The 22,546-nt window shown below is 69.7% G+C and carries 18 protein-coding genes; 10 read left to right on the forward strand and 8 right to left on the reverse strand.

Going from position 1 to position 22,546, the window contains the following annotated elements:
• Positions 1-278 precede the first annotated feature (278 nt).
• Entirely contained in the window at positions 279-3,677 is a 3,399-nt protein-coding gene (locus ASG71_RS15300) for a pyruvate carboxylase (protein WP_056740891.1), read from the forward strand.
• Between the two features lie 78 nt (positions 3,678-3,755).
• Here the strand turns inward: ASG71_RS15300 and ASG71_RS15305 are convergent, their stop codons facing one another.
• Positions 3,756-5,576 (reverse strand): AMP-dependent synthetase/ligase, encoded by a 1,821-nt coding sequence (locus ASG71_RS15305; protein ID WP_056740893.1) that lies wholly within the window; start codon positions 5,574-5,576, stop codon positions 3,756-3,758.
• 212 nt (positions 5,577-5,788) lie between these two features.
• Here ASG71_RS15305 and ASG71_RS15310 point away from each other — a divergent pair, with 212 nt between their 5' ends.
• The gene (locus tag ASG71_RS15310; RefSeq protein ID WP_056740895.1) at positions 5,789-6,877 is read left to right on the forward strand and encodes an ROK family glucokinase; all 1,089 of its coding nucleotides are present in this window, start codon (positions 5,789-5,791) and stop codon (positions 6,875-6,877) included.
• A gap of 25 nt (positions 6,878-6,902) precedes the next feature.
• Here the strand turns inward: ASG71_RS15310 and ASG71_RS15315 are convergent, their stop codons facing one another.
• The 3 genes from ASG71_RS15315 to ASG71_RS15325 are packed head-to-tail and all read right to left on the reverse strand — an operon-like array spanning position 6,903 to position 9,113.
• Complete coding sequence (locus tag ASG71_RS15315; RefSeq protein WP_056740896.1) at positions 6,903-7,472, reverse strand: hypothetical protein; 570 nt, start codon at positions 7,470-7,472, stop codon at positions 6,903-6,905.
• Positions 7,465-8,268 carry an alpha/beta hydrolase gene (locus ASG71_RS15320; RefSeq protein ID WP_056740898.1) on the reverse strand — a complete coding sequence of 268 codons (804 nt, stop codon included), beginning with the start codon at positions 8,266-8,268 and terminating at the stop codon, positions 7,465-7,467. The genes ASG71_RS15315 and ASG71_RS15320 overlap by 8 nt, the downstream gene beginning before the upstream one ends.
• Positions 8,265-9,113, reverse strand: coding sequence for an alpha/beta hydrolase (locus tag ASG71_RS15325; RefSeq protein ID WP_056740899.1), 849 nt, complete (start codon positions 9,111-9,113; stop codon positions 8,265-8,267). The genes ASG71_RS15320 and ASG71_RS15325 overlap by 4 nt, the downstream gene beginning before the upstream one ends.
• Before the next feature lie 110 nt (positions 9,114-9,223).
• On the opposite strand from ASG71_RS15325, the gene ASG71_RS15330 reads away from it, so the two are divergent.
• Entirely contained in the window at positions 9,224-9,964 is a 741-nt protein-coding gene (locus ASG71_RS15330) for a lysophospholipid acyltransferase family protein (protein WP_056740901.1), read from the forward strand.
• Between the two features lie 65 nt (positions 9,965-10,029).
• Positions 10,030-11,481: a class II 3-deoxy-7-phosphoheptulonate synthase gene (locus ASG71_RS15335; protein ID WP_235564150.1), complete on the forward strand. Its 1,452-nt coding sequence runs from the start codon at positions 10,030-10,032 to the stop codon at positions 11,479-11,481.
• Between the two features lie 113 nt (positions 11,482-11,594).
• On the opposite strand, the gene ASG71_RS15340 is transcribed toward ASG71_RS15335, so the two are convergent.
• Entirely contained in the window at positions 11,595-13,682 is a 2,088-nt protein-coding gene (locus tag ASG71_RS15340) for a Stk1 family PASTA domain-containing Ser/Thr kinase (protein ID WP_056740904.1), read from the reverse strand.
• Positions 13,683-13,782: 100 nt separating this feature from the next.
• Complete coding sequence (locus ASG71_RS15345; protein ID WP_056740906.1) at positions 13,783-15,180, reverse strand: lytic transglycosylase domain-containing protein; 1,398 nt, start codon at positions 15,178-15,180, stop codon at positions 13,783-13,785.
• A 297-nt stretch (positions 15,181-15,477) separates the two neighbouring features.
• Here ASG71_RS15345 and ASG71_RS15350 point away from each other — a divergent pair, with 297 nt between their 5' ends.
• Positions 15,478-15,831 carry an Rv2175c family DNA-binding protein gene (locus ASG71_RS15350; protein ID WP_056740908.1) on the forward strand — a complete coding sequence of 118 codons (354 nt, stop codon included), beginning with the start codon at positions 15,478-15,480 and terminating at the stop codon, positions 15,829-15,831.
• 118 nt (positions 15,832-15,949) lie between these two features.
• On the opposite strand, the gene ASG71_RS15355 is transcribed toward ASG71_RS15350, so the two are convergent.
• Both ASG71_RS15355 and ASG71_RS15360 read right to left on the reverse strand, forming a co-directional pair.
• Positions 15,950-17,044: a polyprenyl synthetase family protein gene (locus ASG71_RS15355; RefSeq protein WP_056740909.1), complete on the reverse strand. Its 1,095-nt coding sequence runs from the start codon at positions 17,042-17,044 to the stop codon at positions 15,950-15,952.
• Positions 17,041-17,565, reverse strand: coding sequence for a hypothetical protein (locus ASG71_RS15360; RefSeq protein ID WP_056740911.1), 525 nt, complete (start codon positions 17,563-17,565; stop codon positions 17,041-17,043). Before ASG71_RS15360 ends, ASG71_RS15355 begins: the two co-directional genes overlap by 4 nt.
• Before the next feature lie 208 nt (positions 17,566-17,773).
• On the opposite strand from ASG71_RS15360, the gene dinB reads away from it, so the two are divergent.
• The 5 genes from dinB to ASG71_RS15385 all read left to right on the forward strand — a co-directional run bounded on the left by dinB (position 17,774) and on the right by ASG71_RS15385 (position 22,510).
• Complete coding sequence (gene dinB, locus ASG71_RS15365) at positions 17,774-18,976, forward strand: DNA polymerase IV (RefSeq protein WP_056740989.1); 1,203 nt, start codon at positions 17,774-17,776, stop codon at positions 18,974-18,976.
• 301 nt (positions 18,977-19,277) lie between these two features.
• Positions 19,278-19,649: a DUF3040 domain-containing protein gene (locus ASG71_RS15370; protein ID WP_056740913.1), complete on the forward strand. Its 372-nt coding sequence runs from the start codon at positions 19,278-19,280 to the stop codon at positions 19,647-19,649.
• Between the two features lie 550 nt (positions 19,650-20,199).
• On the forward strand, positions 20,200-20,628 hold the full coding sequence (mraZ, locus tag ASG71_RS15375) for a division/cell wall cluster transcriptional repressor MraZ (protein WP_056740915.1): 429 nt from the start codon (positions 20,200-20,202) through the stop codon (positions 20,626-20,628).
• 221 nt (positions 20,629-20,849) lie between these two features.
• On the forward strand, positions 20,850-21,851 hold the full coding sequence (rsmH, locus tag ASG71_RS15380) for a 16S rRNA (cytosine(1402)-N(4))-methyltransferase RsmH (protein WP_056740917.1): 1,002 nt from the start codon (positions 20,850-20,852) through the stop codon (positions 21,849-21,851).
• The gene (locus ASG71_RS15385) at positions 21,848-22,510 is read left to right on the forward strand and encodes a hypothetical protein (RefSeq protein WP_056740920.1); all 663 of its coding nucleotides are present in this window, start codon (positions 21,848-21,850) and stop codon (positions 22,508-22,510) included. Before rsmH ends, ASG71_RS15385 begins: the two co-directional genes overlap by 4 nt.
• Positions 22,511-22,546 lie beyond the last annotated feature (36 nt).

Raw genomic sequence — 22,546 nt, forward strand, 5'->3', positions numbered from 1 at the left:
GCCGGGACGGGGTCCTGCCGGCCCCTGCGTTCCCGGGGCCGGGGCGAGCATGCGCCACCCATCCCTTCATCATATGTTGACCGGCAGCCGATTCCCGTCTTCTCCGGCCCGGCGGGCGCGGGAAGCCCCCGGAGCGCCGCCGGCCGGGGACGGGCTGCCCGGCGCCGCGGAAATGACGCATAATCATGTGACGGCTACCACAATGATTTGTGTTTGCGCGCACAGGTCTTAGAAACTGTGACGACTTACCGACCCACCCGCGATGATGCAGGAGAAGTATGTTTTCGAAGATTCTGGTGGCTAACCGCGGCGAAATCGCGATCCGGGCCTTCCGTGCCAGCTATGAGCTCGGAGCCAAGACCGTTGCCGTGTTCCCGACCGAGGACCGCAACTCCATCCACCGCCAGAAAGCCGACGAGGCGTACCTGATCGGCGAGGAAGGCCATCCGGTCCGGGCGTACCTGGACGTGGACGAGGTCGTGCGGGTGGCGAAGGAGGCCGGCGCCGACGCGATTTACCCGGGCTACGGCTTCCTCTCCGAAAACCCGAACCTCGCGCGCGCCGCCGCGGACGCCGGGATCACCTTCGTCGGTCCGCCGGCGGAAGTCCTGGAACTGGCCGGCAACAAGGTCGCGGCGCTGGAAGCCGCCCGGCAGGCCGGCGTCCCGGTGCTGAAGTCCAGCAAGCCGTCCAAGGACGTTGACGAGCTCATCGCCGCCGCGGACGAGATCGGGTTCCCCGTCTTCGCCAAAGCGGTCGCCGGCGGCGGCGGCCGCGGCATGCGCCGCGTGGACACCCGCGAAGCCCTGCCCGAGGCGCTGCAGGCCGCCATGCGCGAAGCCGACGCCGCTTTCGGGGACCCCACCATGTTCCTGGAGCAGGCGGTGCTGCGGCCCCGCCACATCGAGGTGCAGATCCTGGCCGACGCCGAGGGCAACGTCATGCACCTCTTCGAGCGCGACTGCTCGATCCAGCGCCGCCACCAGAAGGTCATCGAAATCGCCCCGGCGCCCAACCTGGACGAGGGCATCCGCCAGGCCCTCTACCGCGACGCCGTGAAGTTCGCCAAGGCCCTGAACTACGTCAACGCCGGCACCGTCGAGTTCCTGGTCGACACCGTCGGTGACCGCGCCGGCCAGCACGTCTTCATCGAGATGAACCCGCGCATCCAGGTCGAACACACCGTCACCGAAGAGGTCACCGACGTCGACCTGGTCCAGGCCCAGCTGCGCATCGCCTCCGGCGAGACCCTCGCGGACCTTGGCCTCTCCCAGGACACCGTCCGGCTGCGCGGTGCCGCCCTGCAGTCCCGCATCACCACCGAGGACCCGGCCAACGGCTTCCGGCCCGACGTCGGAAAGATCACCGGCTACCGCTCCGCCGGCGGCGCCGGCGTCCGGCTCGACGGCGGCACCGTGTACTCCGGCGCCGAGATCAGCCCGCACTTCGACTCCATGCTGGTCAAACTGACCTGCCGCGGCCGCGACTACCCGACCGCCGTCGCCCGCGCCCGCCGGGCCCTGGCCGAGTTCCGCATCCGCGGCGTGTCCACCAACATCTCCTTCCTGCAGGCGGTCCTGGACGACCCGGACTTCGTCGCCGGGGACGTCGCCACGTCCTTCATCGACGAGCGTCCCGAGCTGCTCAAGGCCCGCGTCTCCGCGGACCGCGGCACCAAGCTGCTGACCTGGCTGGCGGACGTCACCGTCAACAAGCCCAACGGCGAGCTCACGGTACACACCGACCCGGCCGACAAACTGCCCGCCCTGCCCGAGGCGGAGGCCCCGGCAGGGTCGCGCCAGCGGCTGCTTGAACTGGGCCCGGAGGGGTTCGCCCGCGCCCTCCGCAGCCAGGACGCCGTCGCCGTCACGGACACCACGTTCCGGGACGCGCACCAGTCCCTGCTGGCGACCCGGGTCCGGACCCGCGACCTGGTCGCGGCCGCCCCGGCCGTGTCCAAGCTCCTGCCCGAACTGCTGTCCGTGGAGGCCTGGGGCGGTGCCACCTACGACGTCGCCCTCCGCTTCCTCGGTGAGGACCCGTGGGACCGGCTCSCCGCGCTGCGCAAGGCCCTGCCGAACGTCTGCCTGCAGATGCTGCTGCGCGGACGGAACACGGTCGGCTACACCCCGTACCCGGAAGAGGTGACGGTCGCGTTCGTCAACGAGGCGGCCAAGTCCGGCATCGACATCTTCCGCATCTTCGACGCCCTCAACGACGTCAACCAGATGGCGCCCGCCATCCGGGCGGTCAGGGACACCGGCACCGCCGTTGCCGAGGTGGCGCTCTGCTACACCTCGGACATGCTCGACCCGGACGAGAAGCTCTACACCCTCGACTATTACCTGGACCTGGCGCAGAAGATCGTCGACGCCGGCGCGCACATCCTGGCGATCAAGGACATGGCGGGGCTGCTCCGCCCGGCCGCCGCCGCTCGCCTTGTCTCCGCGCTGCGCGAGCGGTTTGACCTGCCGGTCCACCTGCACACCCATGACACCGCGGGCGGCCAGCTGGCCACCCTGCTCGCGGCCGTGGACGCCGGCGTGGACGCCGTGGACGTCGCCTCGGCATCGTTGGCTGGCACCACGAGCCAGCCTGCGGCGTCGGCGCTCGTCGCGGCCCTGGCCCACACTCCCCGCGACACGGGGCTGGACCTGGACAGCGTGTGCTCGCTGGAGCCCTACTGGGAGGCTGTGCGCCGCGTCTACGCACCGTTCGAGTCCGGGCTTCCGGGCCCCACCGGCCGGGTCTACCAGCACGAAATCCCGGGCGGCCAGCTCTCCAACCTGCGCCAGCAGGCCATGGCGCTGGGCCTGGGTGAGCGCTTCGAGGCCATCGAGGACATGTACACCGCGGCGGACCGCATCCTCGGCCGGCTGGTCAAGGTCACCCCGTCCTCGAAGGTCGTCGGCGACCTCGCCCTGCACCTGGTGGGCTTGAACGCGGACCCGGCCGACTTCAACGAGAACCCGCAGAAGTACGACATCCCGGACTCCGTGATCGGCTTCCTCTCCGGCGAACTCGGCGACCCGCCGGGCGGCTGGCCCGAACCGTTCCGGACCAAGGCCCTGCAGGGCCGCAGCGTCAAGGTCCGCGACGTCGAGCTCAGCGCCGAGGACAGCGCCGCGCTCAAGGGAGACTCGAAGACCGTTCAGGAAACCCTGAACCGGCTGCTCTTCGCCGGGCCCACCAAGGACTACCAGAAGAGCGTCGAGACCTACGGCAACCTTTCGGTGCTGGACACCCGCGACTACCTCTTCGGGCTGCAACGCGGGGCCGAACACGAGATCGAACTGGAAAAGGGCGTCCGGCTGATCGCCTCGCTCGAAGCTGTGTCCGAACCCGACGAGAAGGGCATGCGCACCGTGATGTGCACGCTCAACGGCCAGTCCCGCCCTGTGGTGGTCCGCGACCGGTCCGTGGTCAGCAACGTCAAGGCCGCGGAGCGGGCGGACGCCTCGCAGCCGGGCCAGGTTGCCGCGCCCTTCGCCGGGGCCGTCACCCTGACCGTCAAGGCCGGGGATAAGGTCAGCGCCGGGGACACCGTGGCCACCATCGAGGCCATGAAGATGGAAGCGTCCATCACGACGCCGGTGGCCGGCACCGTGGCGCGGCTCGCCGTCGGCGCCGTCGAGCAGGTCCAGGGCGGGGACCTGCTGCTGGTCATCGAGGAGTAAGTCCGCAGCAACAAGAAGGGCTCCTCCGGCCGCTGGAATCCAGCGGCCGGAGGAGCCCTTTGTCGTGCGCGGTGCGGGTCAGGCGGGGGTGGGGCGCTTGGCCGCGTACATTTCCTCGATCACGGTCTCGAAGTCCTTCATCACCTGGGCGCGCTTGACCTTCATCGACGGGGTGAGGTGGCCGGACGCCTCGGTGAAGTCCGAGGGCACGATCCGGAAGGACTTGATCGCTTCGGCCTGCGACACGGACTGGTTCGCGTGGCTGATCAGCTCCTGGACGGCGGCCTTTACGGTCGGGTGCTCGGCCGCCTCGGCCAGCGTGGTGGACGCGGGCAGGCCGTGGCGCTGCAGCCAGCCCGGCAGGGCCTCCTCATCGAGGGTCACCAGGGCGCCGATGAAGGGGCGGTTGTCGCCGACCACGAGGACCTGTGAGACCAGGGCGTCGGCCCGGATCTGGTCTTCGAGCAGCGCCGGTACAACGTTCTTGCCGCCGGCGGTGACGATGATTTCCTTCTTCCGGCCGGTGATGGTCAGGAAGCCCTGCTCGTCGAGCCGGCCGATGTCGCCGGTGCGGAACCAGCCGTCGTCGAAGGCCTCGGCGGTGAGGTCCTCGCGGTTGAAGTAGCCGCGCATCACGCTGACGCCCTTGGTGAGGATCTCGCCGTCGTCGGCGATCTTCAAGGCGTTGCCGGGGATCGGGGCGCCGACGGTGCCGATCTTGATCAGCGACGGCGTGTTGACCGTCACCGGGGCGGTGGTCTCGGTCAGGCCGTAGCCCTCGAGGATCTGGAGCCCGATGCCCTGGAAGAAGTGGCCGAGCCGTTCGCCGAGCGGGCCGCCGCCGGAGACCGCATGGGCCACCTGCCCGCCCATGGCGTCGCGCAGCTTGCCGTAGACCAGCTTGTCGAACAGGGCGTGCTTGAGCTTAAGGGCCAGGCCCACCTTGCCGGCCTGCCGGGCGCGGGACCAGGCGATGGCCGTCTCCGCGGCGCGGTGGAAGATGGCGCCCTTGCCGCCGTCCTCGGCCTTGGTCAGGGCGGAGTTGTAGACCTTCTCGAAGACCCGGGGGACGGCGAGGATGAAGGTCGGCTTGTAGCTTTGCAGGTCCGGCAGCAGGTTCTTGATGTCCGGGGTGTGCGCCACGGTCACCCCGGCGGCGACGGCCAGCACGGAGATGAAGCGGGCGAAGACGTGCGCCAGGGGGAGGAACATGATGGTCCGGGCCTGCTCATGGACGATCTGGCCCAGCGAGGTCGCCAGCACGTTGTCCGAGAGCTCCACGAAGTTGCCGTGCGTCAGCTCGCAGCCCTTGGGCCGGCCGGTGGTGCCGGAGGTGTAGATGATGGTGGCGAGGTCCTGCAGGCCCGCCTGGCGGCGGCGTGCTTCCAGGTCCTCGTCGCTGATGGAGGCGCCGGCGGCGCGGACTTCGTCCAGTGCGTCGCCCTCGAGCTGCCAGACGTGCCGCAGGGCGGTCAGGCCTTCGGAGTTCGCGGCCTGCCGGATGATGTCCTCGTGGTGGGCGGATTCGCCGAAGGCTGCCACGGCCCCCGAGTCGCCGAGGTTCCAGGCCACCTGCGAGGGGGAGGAGGTTTCGTAGATCGGCACGGAGACGGCGCCGGCGAACCAGATGGCGAAGTCGATCAGCGCCCATTCATACCGGGTGCGGGACATGATGCCGACGCGGTCGCCGGCCTCGACGCCGCTGGCCATCAGGCCCTTGGCCAGCGCCGAGGCGTCGGCGAGGAAGTCGGTGGCCCGCACGTCCTGCCACTGGCCGGCGGCGTCGAGCCGGGAAAACAGGGCCGGGTTCGAGGGCTTGGCGGCCTGGCGCAGGACCAGGTCCGTTACGTTCGTTTCCGGCGGGACGGTGACCAGGGGCGGGACACTGATTTCTCGCACGATAGCTCCTTTGATATCCATAGACCCGCGTGGGGTACGACCAACAGTAGTACGCGGCCCCACGCTGGATGTGGTCCACACCACCTACTGGCGAGTAACTTTACGATGAAGGCCGCGGATCCGCCACTCTGCGGGCCGCCCCCGGCCCCCTGCCGACCGGCTTCTGCCCGGTCTTCTGCCCGGCCGCGGAGCCCGGCCATAGAATGGAGCCGATGGATACACCACCAGCCGGCCGGGAGCCCGGGCCGCACCGCAGAACGGCCGCCTGGCGGCGCAGGGCGCAGGGTCTTCCCGGCGCCGCGGGATCAGGCGGCCTGCGTCGCCGGCTGCGCCCCGGCGGCGGCGGCCTGGCGATCGGCGTGGACATCGGCGGGACCAAGGTCGCTGCCGGCGTCGTCGATGCCGAAGGCCGGATCCTCAGCCAGGCCCGGCGGTCCACCCCGGGCACCGATCCGCGCGCCGTCGAGCGGGTGATCGTCGATCTGGTCGAGGAACTCGGCGCAGGGCACCGGATCCGCTCCGTGGGCATCGGCGCTGCCGGCTGGATGGACCTCGACGGCGGTACGGTGCTGTTCAGTCCGCACCTGGCCTGGCGAAACGAGCCGCTGCGGGACAACCTGCAGCGCCTGCTCCGCCGTCCCGTGCTGCTCACCAACGACGCCGACGCCGCGGCGTGGGCCGAATGGCGCTTCGGCGCGGGCCGGGGCGAGAACCGGCTGGTCTGCATCACCCTGGGCACCGGGATCGGCGGGGCCATGGTGATGGACGGCCGGCTGGAACGCGGCCGCTTCGGCGTCGCCGGCGAATTCGGCCACCAGATCATCATGCCCGGCGGCCACCGCTGCGAGTGCGGCAACCGCGGCTGCTGGGAACAGTACGCCTCCGGCAATGCGCTGGGCCGGGAGGCGCGGGAACTGGCAGCCGCCAACTCGCCGATCGCGCACGCCCTGCTGGCGGCAGTTAACGGCCATGCCGAGGAGCTCACCGGGGTGGTGGTGACCGACCTCGCCAAGGCCGGCGACCCCACCGCCCGGGAGCTGATCGAAGACGTGGGGGAATGGCTGGGGCTGGGCCTGGCAAACCTCGCGGCGGCCCTGGACCCGGGCACCTTCGTGATCGGCGGCGGACTGTGCGACGCCGGCGAACTCCTCGTGGCTCCGGCCCGGCGGGCCTTCGCCCGCAACCTCACGGGCCGCGGCTTCCGGCCGGCGGCCCGGATCGAGCTGGCCGCCCTGGGACCCAGCGCCGGACTGATCGGCGCCGCGGACCTGTCGCGGGCCGGCAGCATGCTGCCCGGCTAGCCGGGGTGAGCGCGCGTCGGGCCCGCTAGAGGCGGGCGCCGTCGTCGTATTCGTCTTTTTCGTGCGGCAGCTTCATGATCAGGAACACCACCGAGACCGCAAAGGCCGCGACCATCCCGACCACCGCCAGCAGCGGGGCGCTGCGCCAGAACATGGCCGAGAGCAGCAGGGCGATCGGGCCGCCGACGGCGCCGAGCCAGGCGAGCATGGTCAGCGGGTCCGTGCCGGCCAGGCTGGGCGGCTCCTCCGGCACGAAGGCCCCGTCATCGTCGTCGTCCACCGCGTAGTCCCGCGGTCCTGCCGGCACCTGCGGCGCGGCCGCCGGGGCCGAGAGGCCCAGCGGGTCGAAATCCTTGAACGGCCGGGCGCCGGGGGCGCCGCCGGCCGTGGTTCCGGCAGCCGGGACGGCCGCGCCGTCGTCCGGCTGCCCGGAGGCCGTGCCTTCGAGCCGGGCCACCAGGTCGAGCCAGACGGCGTCGTCGCTGCCGGGCCCGGCAGCACCGGGCTGCGGGACGTCGGGGCGTCCGGGACCGGGGCGGTCTGCGTCGTGGTCGGGAAGCTCGGGTTCGGGGGCGCCGGGATCGGATCTAGTCATCTGCCGTTTCTTTCTGGCTGGTGCTGGCAGCGCCCGGAGCCTGTCCGTGGACGACGGCGTTGATGAACTCGGCCGTGCCGCTGAAGATCCGGGGTGCGTCGTTGTCCATCGTAGCCACGTGGTAGCTGTTCTCCAGCCGGATGACTTCCAGCGGGGCGTTGACCAGGCCGCGACGGAGGGCGGCCAGGCTGGCATCGGAGACCACGTGGTCCACGGTGGAGCGGTAGACCCGGACCGGCGCGGTGACCTTAGGCAGCAGGCGCAGAGTGTCCTTGAACATCTTGTTCAGTTCGTGGGCCGCCGCGACAGGGGTGCGCGGATAGGCGCCCTCGTCCACGCCGGCCTTGAGAATGTCGTTGGCGATTGCCGGGGTGCTCTTGAGCACGAACCTGAGGATGCCTGCCAGCGGCGCCCGGGGGTCGTCGATGACCAGGCCGGGGTTGACCAGCACCGCCCCGGCGACCGGTCGGGTGGCGGCCAGCCGCAGCGCCAGGGCCCCGCCCATGGAGAGCCCGGCCACCACGACGTGGTCACACTCCGCGGCCAGCTCCTGGTACGCGGCATCCAGTCCGGCGTGCCAGTCCTGCCACCGGGTCCGGGCCAGTTCCTGCCAGCTCGTGCCGTGGCCGGCGAGCAGCGGCATCCGGACCGCGTAGCCGGCGGCGGCCAGCGACTCGGCCCACGCCCGCACCCCGTGCGGGCTGCCGGTGAATCCGTGCGAGACCACGACGCCGGTCCGGGGGCCGTCCCCGGTGAACGGGCTGCTGAAGGGGGAATGGTCGGGCGCTGTGCTCATGGCTGCTCCGTCGTTGCTGGCTGCACTGGGATAGGGGGCCGCACCGGGGCCGGTTCCTGCGCCGGCAGGGGCTGACCGGCCGGGGCTGCGGCGCGGGCGAAGAACCCAGCGGACCGGGAGAAGATCAGGGGGGCGTCGACATCGAGCGTGGCGACGTGGCCGCTGCCCGGCAGCGGCACGACGGACAGGTCCCGCGAGCCGATCCGGGCCCGGAGCAGGTCGAGGGAGGACGCCGGCACCACCGCGTCCGTGTCGGACTTGAACACCAGGGCCGGGACGTCGACGGCGGGCAGCTCGCGCAGCGTGGCCGTAAAGAGCTTGCGCAGCTCGTGCACGGCCGCCAGCGGGGTCAGCGAGTAGTCGCCGTCCTCGGTGGCGGCAGCCGTCGACTCCGCCTCCCGGAGGGGGACGGTGGTGCGCTGCAGGTACTTCAGCACCCCGATGTAACGCACCCGGCGGTCATAGAAGCTGAGGCCGGGGTTGACCACGGCGACGCCGGCCACCGGGTGCCGGGCCGCCGTGCGCAGGGCGATGGTCCCGCCCATGGACAGTCCGGCCACGAAGCAGTCTCGGGTCCCGGCGGCCAGCTCCAGGTAGGCGGACTCGAACGCCCCGTACCAGTCCTGCCAGCGGTGCCGGGCGAGGTCGCGCCAGTCGGTGCCGTGGCCGGGCAGCAGCGGCACCGAGACGGCGAAGCCCAGCGAGGCAAGATGCTCGGCCCACGGCAGGACGCTCAGCGGGCTGCCGGTGAAGCCGTGGCAGATGGCCACGCCGGTGCCGGCATTGGCCCCGTGGCCGGGGTAGCGGAAAGCGGCAGGCGCCATGGGGGTGCTGCTTTCGCTCATGAGCCCATCGTGTCACTGTTCGCGACAAAACTCACTAGAGTAGGGTGTCACTGAAGTCCTGCCGGGCCCGAGGAAGGACCCGCCAGACGCCTGCCGGAGAGGTACACCACGTGTTTTATTGGTTCATGAAGACCTTCGTCCTTGGACCGGTCCTGAAGACGCTCTTCCGGCCGTGGGTCAAGGGGCTGGACAACGTCCCCGCCAGCGGCGCAGCGATCCTGGCTTCGAACCATCTTTCGTTCTCCGATTCGATCTTCATGCCCCTCATGGTGCCCCGGCCCGTGGTGTTCCTGGCCAAGTCCGAGTACTTCACCGGCAAGGGAATCAAGGGCAAGTTGACCGCCGCCTTCTTCCGCCTGACCAACCAGCTGCCGATGGACCGGTCCGGGGGAGCGGCGTCCGCCCGGTCCCTGGAGGCAGGCATGGACGTCCTGAAGAACGGCTCGCTCCTGGGCATTTACCCGGAAGGCACCCGCAGCCCGGACTCCCGGCTCTACCGCGGCAAGGTCGGGGTGGCGCGGCTCGCGCTGCAGGCCAGGGTCCCGGTGATCCCGGTGGCCATGATCGGCACCGACAAGGTCCAGCCCATCGGCAAGCGGATGCCCAACATCCGCCGGATCGGCATGGTCTTCGGCGAACCCCTGGATTTCAGCCGCTACTACGGCATGGAGGACGACCGGCTCATCCAGCGCTCTGTGACCGACGAGATCATGTATGAACTCATGCGGCTCTCCGGCCAGGAATACGTCGACGAATACGCCGCCGTCGTGAAGCTGCGGCTGGCCGGAAAAGCCACCGAGGTGCCCGGCGCCGATGCCGGGCCCGGCCCGGAAACGCCCGGAACTGTGTGACGGGGCGGCCGCCGTCGATGACGCCGGGCGCCCCCGATCAGGGCCGGGGCTACTATCCTTAGAGGGTGACTGAGCTATCTGCGCCTTCAACGTCCACCCATAACTCCGCCCCCGCGAAGACCGCCGCTGCCGGCGCCTCGTCCTTCCCGAGCACCGCGTTTGCCAGCACCGCCCAGAGCGGGGCAGCGAACTATCCGGGCCTGGACCACTGGCGGGAGTTGCCCGCCTCGCAGCAGCCGAGCTGGTCGGACCCGGCGGTCTTCGAAGCCTCGGTCAAGGAGCTCTCCGTCCTGCCCCCGCTCGTCTTCGCCGGCGAGGTGGACATCCTCCGTGAACGGCTCGCGGCCGCGGCCCAGGGCAAGGCGTTCCTGCTGCAGGGAGGCGACTGCGCGGAAACCTTCGAGGCTGCCACCGCGGACAAGATCAGCGCGCGGGTCAAGACGATCCTGCAGATGGCTGTCGTCCTCACCTACGGTGCGGCGATGCCCGTGATCAAGATGGGCCGGATGGCCGGCCAGTTCGCCAAGCCGCGCTCCTCCAACGACGAAACGCGCGACGGCGTCACGCTGCCGGCCTACCGCGGCGACATCGTCAACGGCTACGACTTCACCCCGGAGTCCCGGGCGCACGACGCCGGCCGGATGCTCAAGGCGTACCACACCTCGGCGTCGACCCTGAACCTGATCCGCGCCTTCACCCAGGGCGGGTTCGCCGACCTGCGGCTGGTGCACCAGTGGAACAAGGGCTTCACGGAAAACCCGGCGCACGCCCGCTACGAGTCCCTGGCCCGCGACATCGACCGGGCCATCCAGTTCATGTCCTCCTGCGGGGCGGACTTCGAGGCGCTCAAGCGGGTGGAGTTCTACGCCAGCCACGAGGCCCTGCTGCTCGACTACGAGCGGGCGCTCACCCGCATCGACTCGCGCACCGGCCTGCCCTACGACACATCGGCGCACTTCCTCTGGATCGGGGAGCGCACCCGCGAGCTGGACCACGCGCACGTCGACTTCCTCTCCCGCGTCCGCAACCCGATCGGGGTCAAGCTGGGCCCCTCCACCACGGGCGATGACGCGCTGCGGCTGATCGACAAGCTGGACCCCAACCGGGAACCGGGCCGGCTGACCTTCATCACCCGCATGGGCGCCGGCAACATCCGGGAGAAACTGCCGCCCATCGTGGAGCGGGTGACGGCCTCCGGCGCCCAGGTCCTCTGGGTCACCGACCCGATGCACGGCAACACCGTCACCTCCCCGAACGGCTACAAGACCCGCAACTTCGACGACGTCATCGACGAGGTGCGCGGATTCTTCGAGGTCCACCACGGCCTGGGCACCGTCCCGGGCGGCCTGCACGTGGAAATGACCGGCGACGACGTGGCCGAATGCCTCGGCGGCGCCGACCCGATCGACCAGGACGCCTTCCTGGACCGCTACGAGTCGGTCTGCGACCCGCGGCTGAACCACATGCAGTCCCTCGAGATGGCCTTCCTGGTGGCGGGGGCCCTCGCCAAGCGCTAGCCGGCGGGGACGAATAGCCCCCAGGCACAAAGCTCCGCCCCGGCTGGTTCCAGCCGGGGCGGAGCTTTGTCGTGACGCGGGTACCGCCGGGGCGTCGTCCCGGTTCAGGACGGCTAAACGACCTTGAGGGTGACCACGGACCCTTCGGGCGCCTCGGTGTCCTTCGGGTCCTGTTCGCGGACGGTGCCGAAGAAGCCGCCGAAGATGTTCTCGATCCGGACTTCGAAGCCGAGCGCCTCAAGCTGCCGCCGGGCGTCGCTGACCTGCTTGCCAATGAAGCTGGGAACCTCCACCAGCTTCGGGCCCTTGGAAATCGTCAGCGTGACCGTGCCGCCGCGGGTAAGGTTCCCGGTCGCGGGGTCCTGGCCGACAACCGAGCCCTTGGGGACGTTCCGGTCGAAGACGGGTTCCGGGGCGACGACGGCCTTGAGCCCGGCGGCCTCCACGGCGGCGACGGCCGCCCCCTGCTCCTTGCCCCGCACGTCGGGCACCGGGAGGGGCCGCGGCCCCTTGGATACCGTGAGGGCGACCGGCGTCCCGTGCTTGGCGGGAGTTCCCTTGGCGGGCTTCTGGGCCAGCACGGTCCCGGCCTTGGCGTCCTCGTTGTAGGTCTCCGCGACGGGACCCAGCGCCATGCCGGCGCCGTTCAGGGCCGTCTTGGCCGCATCCAGCGGCTTGCCGGTGAGCTCCGGCAGCGGGAACAGCTGCGGGCCCTTGGACACGGCCAGCGAGACCGGCTGGAATTTGCGCACCACCTGCCCTGCCTGCGGTTCGGAGCCGACCACGAGCCCGGGGGCGACGTCGTCGTCAAAGACGTCCCGGGTGGTGGAGTCGAAGCCGGCCGTGCGCAGCAGCTGCTGCGCCTCGGCAACGGTCTTGTTCGCCAGCTGCGGGATGGTGCCCTGGGATCCCGGGCCCATCCCGAAGAACCAGCCGGCGCCGGCCGCGAGCAGGGCCGCCACCACCAGCACGAGGATCCAGACCAGTCCGCGGCGCCGCGGGTTCCCCGGACGCAGGCTCCGGCTGGGCGTTGCGGCGGCCCGCTGCCGGGCCTTCTCCGCGTCCCGGTCCTGCTTGCGCAGCGCGCGCTTGCTCGCCGGCTCCGCATGTTCGCCGCCGTCGTCGTCCGGGTAGCCGTAGGCTTCGGGCTCAGCCGGGGTGGCGAGCGGGCCGTAGCCGCCCGGCCGTGCCCGGCCGGAGAGGACGGTGGTGGGGTTGCTGCCGCGCCGGATGACTTCGGTGGGAAGCTGGGCGCCGCCGAGCAGTTCCGTGTGTGCGTCCGCGGACGACGCCGCCGGAGGTGTGGACGCCGCGGCGCCGGCTGCCGCCGCGGCCGGGGGGCGGAGGTCCAGTTCCGCGTCGGTGAGGTTGGTCCGGATGTGGCGTAGCTCCGAGAGCAGCGAGTAGCCGTCGACCGGGCGCTTCTCCGGGTCGTTCGCGGTGCACCACTGGACCAGTTCGTCGAGTTCCCCGGCCAGTCCGGGAACCAGTTCCGACGGCGGACCCACGGTCGAATTCACGTGCTGGTAGGCGACCTGGATGGGGACGTCGCCCTCAAACGGCTGCCGGCCGGTGAGCATCTCGTAGAGCATGATGCCCAGCGAATAGAGGTCGCTGCGGGCGTCGGCCTGGCGGCCCATCACCAGTTCGGGGGAGAGGTAGGCTACGGTGCCGATCAGCGCCCCGGTGCTGGTCGTCGTCGTGACCGCCCGAGCCAGGCCGAAGTCTCCGATCTTGATCCGCCCGTCGTCGGCGATCAGGACGTTTTCCGGTTTGACGTCCCGGTGGATCAAGCCGGCGTCGTGGGCGGCGCCCAGGCCCTCGACGACGGGGTCGATCAGCGCCAGGGCCAGCCGCGGCGTCAGGGCGCCCTTTTCCTTGATCACGTCCCGGAGCGTGTGGCCCTTGATGTACTCCATGACGAGGTAGGCCAGCGGCCCGTCCTCGCCCTGGTCCAGGACTCCCACCACATGCGGGTGCGACAGCCTGGCAGCGGCCTTGGCTTCGCGGCCCAGCCGGTCCAGGAACTGGGGGTCGCCGGCCATGTGGGGATGCAGGACCTTAAGCGCCACATCCCGCTCCAGCCGGCGGTCGGTGGCGAGATAGACGGTCGACATGCCGCCGCGGGCCAGTCGTGACCGAATCAGGTACCGGTTGTCCACCAGGGTCCCGACGAGAGCGTCCGATGAGTATTCCTGCACCCTTTGATCCTAAGCTCTGCACGGAAACGGGCCCGGATTGACATGCAATCCGGGCCCGTTGCCGTGCCGGCGCGGCGACCGCCGCGCCCTGTGGTGATGGTTAGCTGAACTTCTTCTGCAGTGCCTTGATCGAAGCGACGTAGGCCTTCGTGTCCTCGTACATGCCCCGGGTGTTGACCGAGTACTGGCCCTGGTAATAGCCGGCGATCGCGTAGTCCAGGTTCTTGCTGGTGCTGACCAGCTGGCGGATGATCGCGACGCCGGCCGTGGCGTTGTCATACGGGTCGAGCAGGTTCAGCTTGCGGCCGACCAGCTCCGAGGCCCACTGGCCGGAGGACGGGATGACCTGCATGGTGCCGATGGCGTTCGCGGGGGAGACCGAGCGGTGGTTGAAGCCGGACTCCTGGTAGGCGAAGGCCATGGCCAGGGAGGGAGCCACGCCCATGCGGCGCGCGGTATCCGCGACGATCTGCTTCATCTGCTCGTTGCTGGGCACCGGTGAGGCGTTGAGCAGCGCCTTGTTCTGGTTGGCGGAGCTGACAACGGCCTTGGGGTAGCTGAACCCCAGGAAAGAGCTCGGGACCAGCGGGGTCACGGCGGCCGGCTTCTGGCTCGACGCCGGCTTGATGGTGCTGGCGCCCGGGATGACGAGCTTGTTGCCGGGGTAGATGATGCTGCTCATGGTCAGCCGGTTTGCCGAGAGCATGGCGGAGAGCTTGACCCCGTGGCGTGCCGCGATGCCGGAGAGCGTGTCGCCGGACTTGATCGTGTAGGAGCCGGAGCTGGCCGGGGCGGCCGGCTTGGCCGCCGGGGCGGCGGGCTTCGGTGCCGCGGGCCGGGCGGGAGCTGTTGCGCCGGTGCCGGTCTTGATCCGCTGGCCCGGGTAGATCACCGAACGCATGGTCAGGCCGTTGCGGTTGAGGAGGTCGGAGAGCTTGACGCCGTGGCGGGCAGCGATCCCGCTCAGGGTGTCGCCGGACTTGACCGTGTAGAGGCTGCCGGTGGCCGCGGCCGCCGGCTTTGCGGCGGGTTTGGCGGCTGCCTTGGCAACCGGCCGGAGGGCGGCTGCGCGGGCGGCGGGCGCCGCTGCGGCTCCGGTGAGCCGGATCTTCTGGCCCGGGTAGATGACAGTGTTGGCCCGCAACCTGTTCAGGGAGAGCACGGACTGCGTGCTCAGGCCGTAGCGGTGGGCGATGGCGCTGATCGTGTCGCCCCGGGCGATGGTGTGCTGCGCGGGAACGGCGACCTTCCCCGGGCGCAGCGTTGCGGGGAGCGTGGCCGGAACCGAAGCGGCGGGAATGACGGCGGCCTGCGCCGGAGCCTGGGCCTTCATGGCCGCGGCGAGCGTGGCCGGGATGGTGGCGGGCCGGGACTCGGCCGCAGCGGGCTGTGCAACTGCCAGCGAGGAGAGCACGACCGCAGGCAGCGCCGCCGTCGTCGCCGCAATCAGCGGGAGGCCGGACCTCTGGGTGGACTTCGGCGAACGTGTCGTCGTCATGCGGTAAATCCTCTTCTCAGCGGCGAACGCTGCATTTCAGGCCGGTGTTACTGCTGTTAACAGTGTTACTGGAGATACTGCAGTTACAAATGTGATCTAAGCGAATCTCTCATGAATTGCGAAATAGCACAAGAAGTGTTTGACATTATGCAAGCCCGGGCCCGCGCCGGGCGTGTCGGGAGAGTCCGGGAATGCGGCGGCAGCGGCACCGCGGGCGCTCCGGGCCGCCCGGGTTGAACCGCAGGACAGGCCGTGGCTGACTAGGCGCATACAGGCCCGGCATGGCAATCTTGATCCGTGAGTACTGTAGAAAGCCTTGTAGGCGAATGGCTGCCCCTGCCCGACGTAGCAGAACTGCTGAACGTTTCCATCACGAAGGTTCATGCGCTGCTGGACGAGCGCGCGCTGGCGGCGGTCCGGGTCGGTGAGCGCAGGATCCGCTCCGTGCCGGCGGCGTTCATCCAGGACGGCCACGCGGTGGAAAGCCTCAAGGGCACGATCGTGGTCCTCGCCGATGCCGGTTACTCGGACGAAGAACTCATCACCTGGCTGTTCACTCCGGACGAGTCGCTGCGCGGCCGCCCGATCGATGCCCTCCGCGAAGGACGCAAGACGGAGATCCGGCGCCGCGCCCAGACCATGGCCTGGTAGCACGGCGGTCCGCCTTAACCAGCCCGACGGTTGACCATATATACAAGAGAGGCCGTGCCCGGCGTTGCGTCGGGCACGGCCTCTCTTGTTTGCCGGGAACTCCGGCCCTGGCCTGACGCTAGGCGGTGCGGCTGACGGTGGCCTCGGCCAGCTTCCGCAGCGCCGTCTTCGGCAGTTCCTCCAGCGGCAGCAGTTCCAAAGCCTCGAATGCCGCCTTGCCGAATTCCTCGATCAAAACTTCGGTTGCCTGAAGGGCGCCGCAGTCGACGATAATGCGCCGGATTTCCTCGACCTCATCCTCGCCCAGGTCCGGCCGGCCCAGCCGGCCGTCGATGAAGGCGGATTCCTCCGGGGCGGCCAGGTCCAGGGCGAATGCCACCAGCACCGTGCGCTTGCCCTCCCGCAGGTCATCGCCGGCCGGTTTGCCCGTGGTGACCGGGTCGCCGAAGACCCCCAGGACGTCGTCCCGCAGCTGGAAGGCCTCGCCGAGGGGAAGCGCGAAGGCCGAGTAGCCGCGCAGCAGCTCATCGGAGGCGCCGGCCAGCGCGCCGCCGAGTGCGAGCGGATGCTCGGTGGAGTATTTGGCCGACTTGAACCGGATGATGGACTGGGCGCGGCTGACCGCTCCCGCCCGGTCGCGGCGCGGTCCGGCCACCTCTTCGAGGATGTCCAGGTACTGCCCGGCCATGACCTCGGCCCGCATCAGGTTGAAGATCAGCCGGGCCCGGCTGCCGGACGACGCGCTGTCGCCGATCTCGGTGAAGGATTCCTCGCTGAAGGACAGGCACAGGTCGCCGGTGAGGATCGCCGCGGCGTGGCCGAAGCGCTCCGGGTCCAGGGCCCAGCCCTGGCTGGCGTGCAGTTCGCTGAAGCGCCGGTGCACGCTGGGGCCGCCGCGGCGCGTGTCCGACCGGTCGATGATGTCGTCGTGGATCAGCGCGGCCGCCTGGAACAGCTCCAGGGCGGAGCCGGCCGTGACCACCTCACCGGCCCCGGCAGCGCCGCCGGCGCCCCGCCAGCCCCAGTAGCACATCAGCGCACGGAGGCGCTTGCCGCCGGTCACGAGGTTGGAGATCGAGCCCATAAGCGGGTCAATGTCCGGGGAGATGGCGGACATCAGGGCCGCGCGGGAGGTCAGGAAGTCCGTGAGCTTCCCCGCGACGGCCGCGACGAAGTCTGCCTGCTCTGTCCGGAGGTCCTCTGCCAGGCTCACTTGACCGACTCGGGGGCGACGTTGGCGCCGATCGTGAAGGTGGACACCCCGGAGGCCTCGACGACGGCGAGATTCACCGTCTCATTCGTCCCGCGCAGGAAGTCTTTGGAGGAGACGGAGCCGACCTTGTCGCCGGGAACCGCCTTGAAGCCCTGGCTCTCCAGCTTCTTGCTGTAGAACGCCACCACCCCGGCCTTCGGCGCGGAAACCTTGCCCACGAGCGCGATGGTCGCGGGGACCGCGGTCTTATCGAAGCTGCTCGATTCGACCCGGGCGCCCGGCATCAGTGGCAGCAGCTTCTGCGGAAAACCGTCGACAAGCGCGCCGACCGTGGCCGACGTGCCCGGTTCCGCGGAGGGGCTGGGAGGAGCCGTGGTGGAGGCCAGGGCGGTGGGCTGCGCTGCCGGCGCCGATGACGCCGGTGCCGCAGCGCCCGGGGCAGGGGTGCAGGCTGCCAGCGCCAGCAGCGCGACGGCGGCGGTCACTGCCATGGCGCGGTCGCGCTCTCCAATAACCTTCACAGGGGTGTTCCTCCTGGTCTCGACGGTGGATGCAGCCTCCAGTTTAGTCAGTTGCTGCGCATAGGATTGGTGTGTGCGGCCGGAGAGTGAAGACAGTGAGCGGGACAGCGCAAGCCGGCACGCGAAAAACCAGCCCGGCACCGCCCAGCCCGGCACCGCCCAGCCCGGCACCGCCCAGCTCGGCAACGCCCGGCCCGGCGGGAACCGCCTGGACGAGGAGACCCTGCGCGAGCTGCGCCGCAGCAGCATCCTGCACGTCGACATGGATGCCTTCTTCGTCTCGGTGGAGCTGCGCAGCCGGCCTGAGCTCAAGGGCCGGCCCGTGATCGTCGGCTATCCGGCGGACCGCTCGGTCGTCCTCTCGGCTTCCTACGAGGCCCGGAAATTCGGGGTGAGGTCCGCGATGCCCATGGCGGTGGCGGTCCGCATGTGCCCCTCCGCCGTCGTCATCGAACCCCGGCACAAGCTCTATTACGAGGTATCCGGCCAGATCATGGCGATCTTCGGATCCATCACGGACCTGGTGGAGCCGCTGAGCGTGGATGAAGCCTTCCTCGACGTAGGCGGGGCGATCCGGAGGCTGGGGCCGCCCCGCGAGATCGGCGAGCTGATCCGACGCCGGGTCCAGAGCGAGCTGGGCATTACCGCGTCGGTCGGCATCGCGGCCAGCAAGTTCGTGGCGAAGATCGCGTCCACCCGGTGCAAACCGGACGGGCTGCTGCTGATCGGACCGGATGAGACGGTGCCCTATCTGCACACGCTGCCGGTCAGCGCGCTGTGGGGCGTGGGCGCCAAAACCGTCGAGGTCCTCGCCCGGATGGGCATCCGGACGGTCGCCGACGTCGCGGCGACGCCGCTGCCGTCGCTAAGGAAGATCCTGGGCGCCACAGGCGAGCACGTCCACCGCCTGTCGTGGGGGATCGATCCCCGGCCGGTGACGCCGGTCCGGGCGGAGAAGAGCATCGGCGCGGAGGAAACCTTCGCAGTGGATACCGGCGACGACGCCCTGCTGCACCGGGAACTCCTGCGCCTCTCCCACCGCACGGCCGAGCGGCTCCGGACCGCCGGCATGCACGCCAGGACCGTTGCGCTGAAGCTGCGCTACGCCGACTTTTCCACGATCACCCGCAGCCGCACCGTCAGCACGCCCATCGACAGCGCACAGCTGCTCTACGGCGTCGCCGTGCAGTTGCTGGAATCCGTCGGCCCGCGTCCCATGACGGTGCGCCTCGTGGGCATCCGGGCGGAGCAGCTGGAGGAAGCGGCGCAGGCTCCGCTGCAGCTCAGCCTGGACCGCCGGGACGACAACTGGCGCGCCGCCGAGCAGGCGCTGGACCGCGTCACCCGCAAATACGGAAACAAGTCCGTCCTGCCGGCCCGCTTGCTGGACCCGGGCAACGGACCGCGCTGACCGGCGTCTGCCGCCGGCTTCGCGGCCGCGGGATCACCGCCGGTGACGGCACGGGGCCGGAGCCGCCGGGCGCCGGGCGGGCGTCTTTCAGAACGGGGCCCGACAAACTATCCTAGATATACGTATTTACGAACGACTGGATCAGGCGTTCGGCCCTGCAACTGAACACCTTCACAGGAGGCGTGCCTCCACCTCCAGCCAATGACGGCGAAGGGGAACCGGCCGGGGATCCCGGACGTTGGGCGTTTAGGGACAAAGTGCCGCGCCAAGTCTGGACGTTGGCCGACTGAAGGAGGTCGTGATGCCGCTCTCGGAGCACGAACAGAAGTTGCTGGAGCAACTTGAGAAGCAGCTGCACGAGGACGATCCCAAGTTTGCCAGCTCGATGGGCTCGGATCCGGGTCGTTCCTGGTCCACCCGTCACCTGGTCATCGGGGTCCTCGGCGCCGTCGCCGGGATCCTGTTGCTGTTGTTGGGTGTCACGCTGCAGAACATCGTTGTGGGCGTGCTCGGTTTCCTCGTCATGGGCGGCGGCGTTTACTACGCGACCATGCGCAGCTCAACCGGCACCTCGAAGCCGGGGACAGCCGGACGGAAACCGGGCAAGCAGCGCAGCTCGTTCATGAGCAACCTCGAAGAACGCTGGGACGAACGGCACCGCGGAGAGTCCTGACCGCATCGACCTGACGGCCACTGCCTGACTTCTGCTGTCTGACGGCCACTCCGGTACCAGTACAGCCTGACCGGTACCGCCTGACTGACGCCGCCGGCGCCCTGCCGCACGTTCGTGCGCCCCGTAGCGGTTCCCGGCGCCGCCGGCAGGCCGCGCCGCTGACAAACCGACCCGCCGACAGCCCCACCAAGTCCGGCCTCCACTTTCCACCACCGCTCTGCCCCACCACGTTCCCCGCAAGGACCCGCTCCGGCGGGTCTTTTGCCTTTTAAGTCTCGTTGCGGCCCGGCAGCCGCCGCCAACCCGCCCGCCTCGCCGCCTGGCGCGCGCTGCTTCCCGCGCCCGGGGCGGCCAAATCCCTCCACTGCGCCCCACTTTCCTCGTCGCCCTTTACTGGCGCGGGACACGCGCGGAGAAATTAAATCGAAATGGCGCGCAAAAACCCCGAATGTCGTTGACGGGGGAGCGAAGTGGAGTAATGTGGAGGACGTAAGAGGGTAGTGGCAGCACAGGGGACGTTGGACTTCCTACAACAGACAGGCGGTGGGCCGTGTTTCTCGGCACTCATTCACCGCGTCTGGACGAAAAGGGTCGAATCATCCTGCCGGCTAAGTTCCGCGAGGAGCTCGCCGCCGGCCTGGTTCTCACACGGGGCCAGGAACGTTGCATCTACGTCTTCAGTGAGGCGGAATTCGGCCGGGTTCACGAGCAAATGCGGGAGGCTCCCATCTCCTCCAAGCAGGCCCGTGACTACATCCGCGTTTTCCTCTCTGGAGCCTCCGACGAGGTACCTGACAAGCAGGGGCGCGTGACGATTCCGCCGGCGCTCCGGGAGTACGCAGGACTCGGCAGGGAGCTGGCCGTCATCGGCGCCGGCACCCGCGCGGAGATCTGGGACGCCCAGGCCTGGAACGAGTACCTCGCCGAAAAGGAAACAGCCTTCTCGGAAACCGACGATGCCATCCCGGGAATTCTCTGAAGCCCGCAGGCGCCGTCACCACCGCAGCACCACCAGTAAGCGCACGTTTCTTGATCGAGATCTCCAGCCGCCCATCCGGCAGTTCACCTGGCTCACTTCCCCGGAGCCAGGCGGACCGCGGGGTAGGCGCGGATGGGGATCTGGATCAAGAAGCCACACCAAGAGCCCGGGACCGGCCCGGGCTTTGCCGCAGCTATCCACCCCCGCGAAAGGACGAAGGCATGAGCGAAGACTCCAACCCGTCGAAGCCTACGTCCGAACGCCATGTACCGGTCCTCAAGGACCGGTGCATCAATTTGTTGGCCCCCGCCTTCGAGGCCGCCCGCAGCCGCGGCGAGACCCCGGTCGCCGTCGACGCGACGCTGGGCATGGGCGGTCACTCCGAAGCCATGCTGCAGCGCTTCCCCGACCTTCACCTGATCGGGATTGACCGGGACGAGGAAGCCCTGGCCCTCGCGGGGGAGCGGCTGGAGCCCTTCGCCGACCGGATCGACCTGGTGCACGCCGTCTACGACGAAATCCCGGACGTGCTCGTGGACCTCGGCTTCACGGAGGTCCACGGGATCCTGATGGACCTGGGCGTCTCTTCCCTGCAGCTCGACGAGCGCGAACGGGGCTTCGCGTACTCGTTCGACGCGCCGCTGGACATGCGGATGGACACCAGCCGCGGCCAGACCGCCGCCGACGTCGTCAACACCTACAGCGAAGAGGACCTGGTCCGCATCATCCGGAAGTGGGGCGAGGAGAAGTTCGCCGGCCGCATCGCCAACCGGATCGTCGCTGCCCGCGAAGCGAAACCGTTCGCCACCACCGGTGAACTCGTCGAGGTCATCCGTGCCGTGGTGCCGGCCGGTGCCGCCAAGACCGGGGGACACCCCGCGAAGCGCACCTTCCAGGCCCTGCGGATCGAGGTCAACGAGGAGCTCGACGTTCTCGAGCGCGCGATCCCCGCGGCTGTCGCCTCGATCGCCCTCGGCGGCCGTGTCGTCGTCATGTCCTACCACTCCCTGGAGGACAAGATCGTCAAGGGCGTCTTCCAGGCCGGCTCCAAGTCCTCGGCCCCGCTCGGTTTCCCGGTGGAACTCGAGGAGCACAAGGCCGAACTCAAGACCCTGACCAAGGGCACCGAAGTCCCCACCGCCGCAGAAATCGCCGAAAATCCGCGTGCCGCCTCCGCCAGGCTGCGCGCCGTCGAACGCATCAAAGCCAGGAGAGTCGCATGAGCACCGCCGCCGTCAACAGCTTCCCCGTTGCCACAGCTGCGACGGCCCGTGCCCTCCCCGGCACGCACCCGGCGTCCCGCCCGTCGCGCACCCCGCTCTCCATCGTCCGCACCGTCCCGCGCAAACGCCGGGCACCGTTCGTCGTCATGTGCTTCGGCATCCTCGCGCTGGCCCTGATGGCCGTCCTGGTGCTGAACATCTCCGTGTCCTCGGCCCAGTACCAGCTGGTCCAGCTCCGGGCCGAGCAGTCCACCCTGACCAAGCAGAACCAGGACCTGACCCAGCAGGTGCAGAACTTTGACGCGCCGCAGAACCTGGCCGCCAAGGCATCCGAGCTCGGTATGGTGGCGTCCACGGCCAAGGGCCAGATCGACCTTTCCACGCTGTCCGTCACCGGCAAGGCCAAGGCCGCAGTCAAGGGTGACGCCCCCGGCGCGGTGATCGCCGCTCCCGCCGTGGCCGGGCAGGTCAACGTCGTCCCCTCCGTCTCCGGCAACGAGCCGCTGTTGAACCGCAAGCCGGCCGACAGCCGCGCCGCCCAGGCACCCAAGGCCCAGGAACCGAAGGCACAGGCGCCGAAGGCTAAGGCACAGGCTCCGACCGTGGACCTGCACGGCGGCTCCGTCCCGGCCCCGGCCCAGAAGACCCCCGGAAAGTAGACCGCAGGACCAGCACCCCGCCAGGCAAGCAGCAAG

Origin of the sequence: Arthrobacter sp. Soil763, assembly GCF_001428365.1 — a bacterium.
In the GTDB taxonomy this organism is placed as follows: Bacteria; Actinomycetota; Actinomycetes; order Actinomycetales; family Micrococcaceae; genus Arthrobacter.

Coding starts and splice junctions, on each gene's coding strand:
- ASG71_RS15310 (WP_056740895.1), top strand. CDS start 5,789: ATGGATACACCACCAGCCGGCCGGGAGCCCGGGCCGCACCGCAGAACG.
- rsmH (WP_056740917.1), top strand. CDS start 20,850: ATGAGCGAAGACTCCAACCCGTCGAAGCCTACGTCCGAACGCCATGTA.
- ASG71_RS15315 (WP_056740896.1), bottom strand. CDS start 7,472: ATGACTAGATCCGATCCCGGCGCCCCCGAACCCGAGCTTCCCGACCAC.
- ASG71_RS15320 (WP_056740898.1), bottom strand. CDS start 8,268: ATGAGCACAGCGCCCGACCATTCCCCCTTCAGCAGCCCGTTCACCGGG.
- ASG71_RS15370 (WP_056740913.1), top strand. CDS start 19,278: ATGCCGCTCTCGGAGCACGAACAGAAGTTGCTGGAGCAACTTGAGAAG.
- ASG71_RS15325 (WP_056740899.1), bottom strand. CDS start 9,113: ATGAGCGAAAGCAGCACCCCCATGGCGCCTGCCGCTTTCCGCTACCCC.
- ASG71_RS15345 (WP_056740906.1), bottom strand. CDS start 15,180: ATGACGACGACACGTTCGCCGAAGTCCACCCAGAGGTCCGGCCTCCCG.
- ASG71_RS15385 (WP_056740920.1), top strand. CDS start 21,848: ATGAGCACCGCCGCCGTCAACAGCTTCCCCGTTGCCACAGCTGCGACG.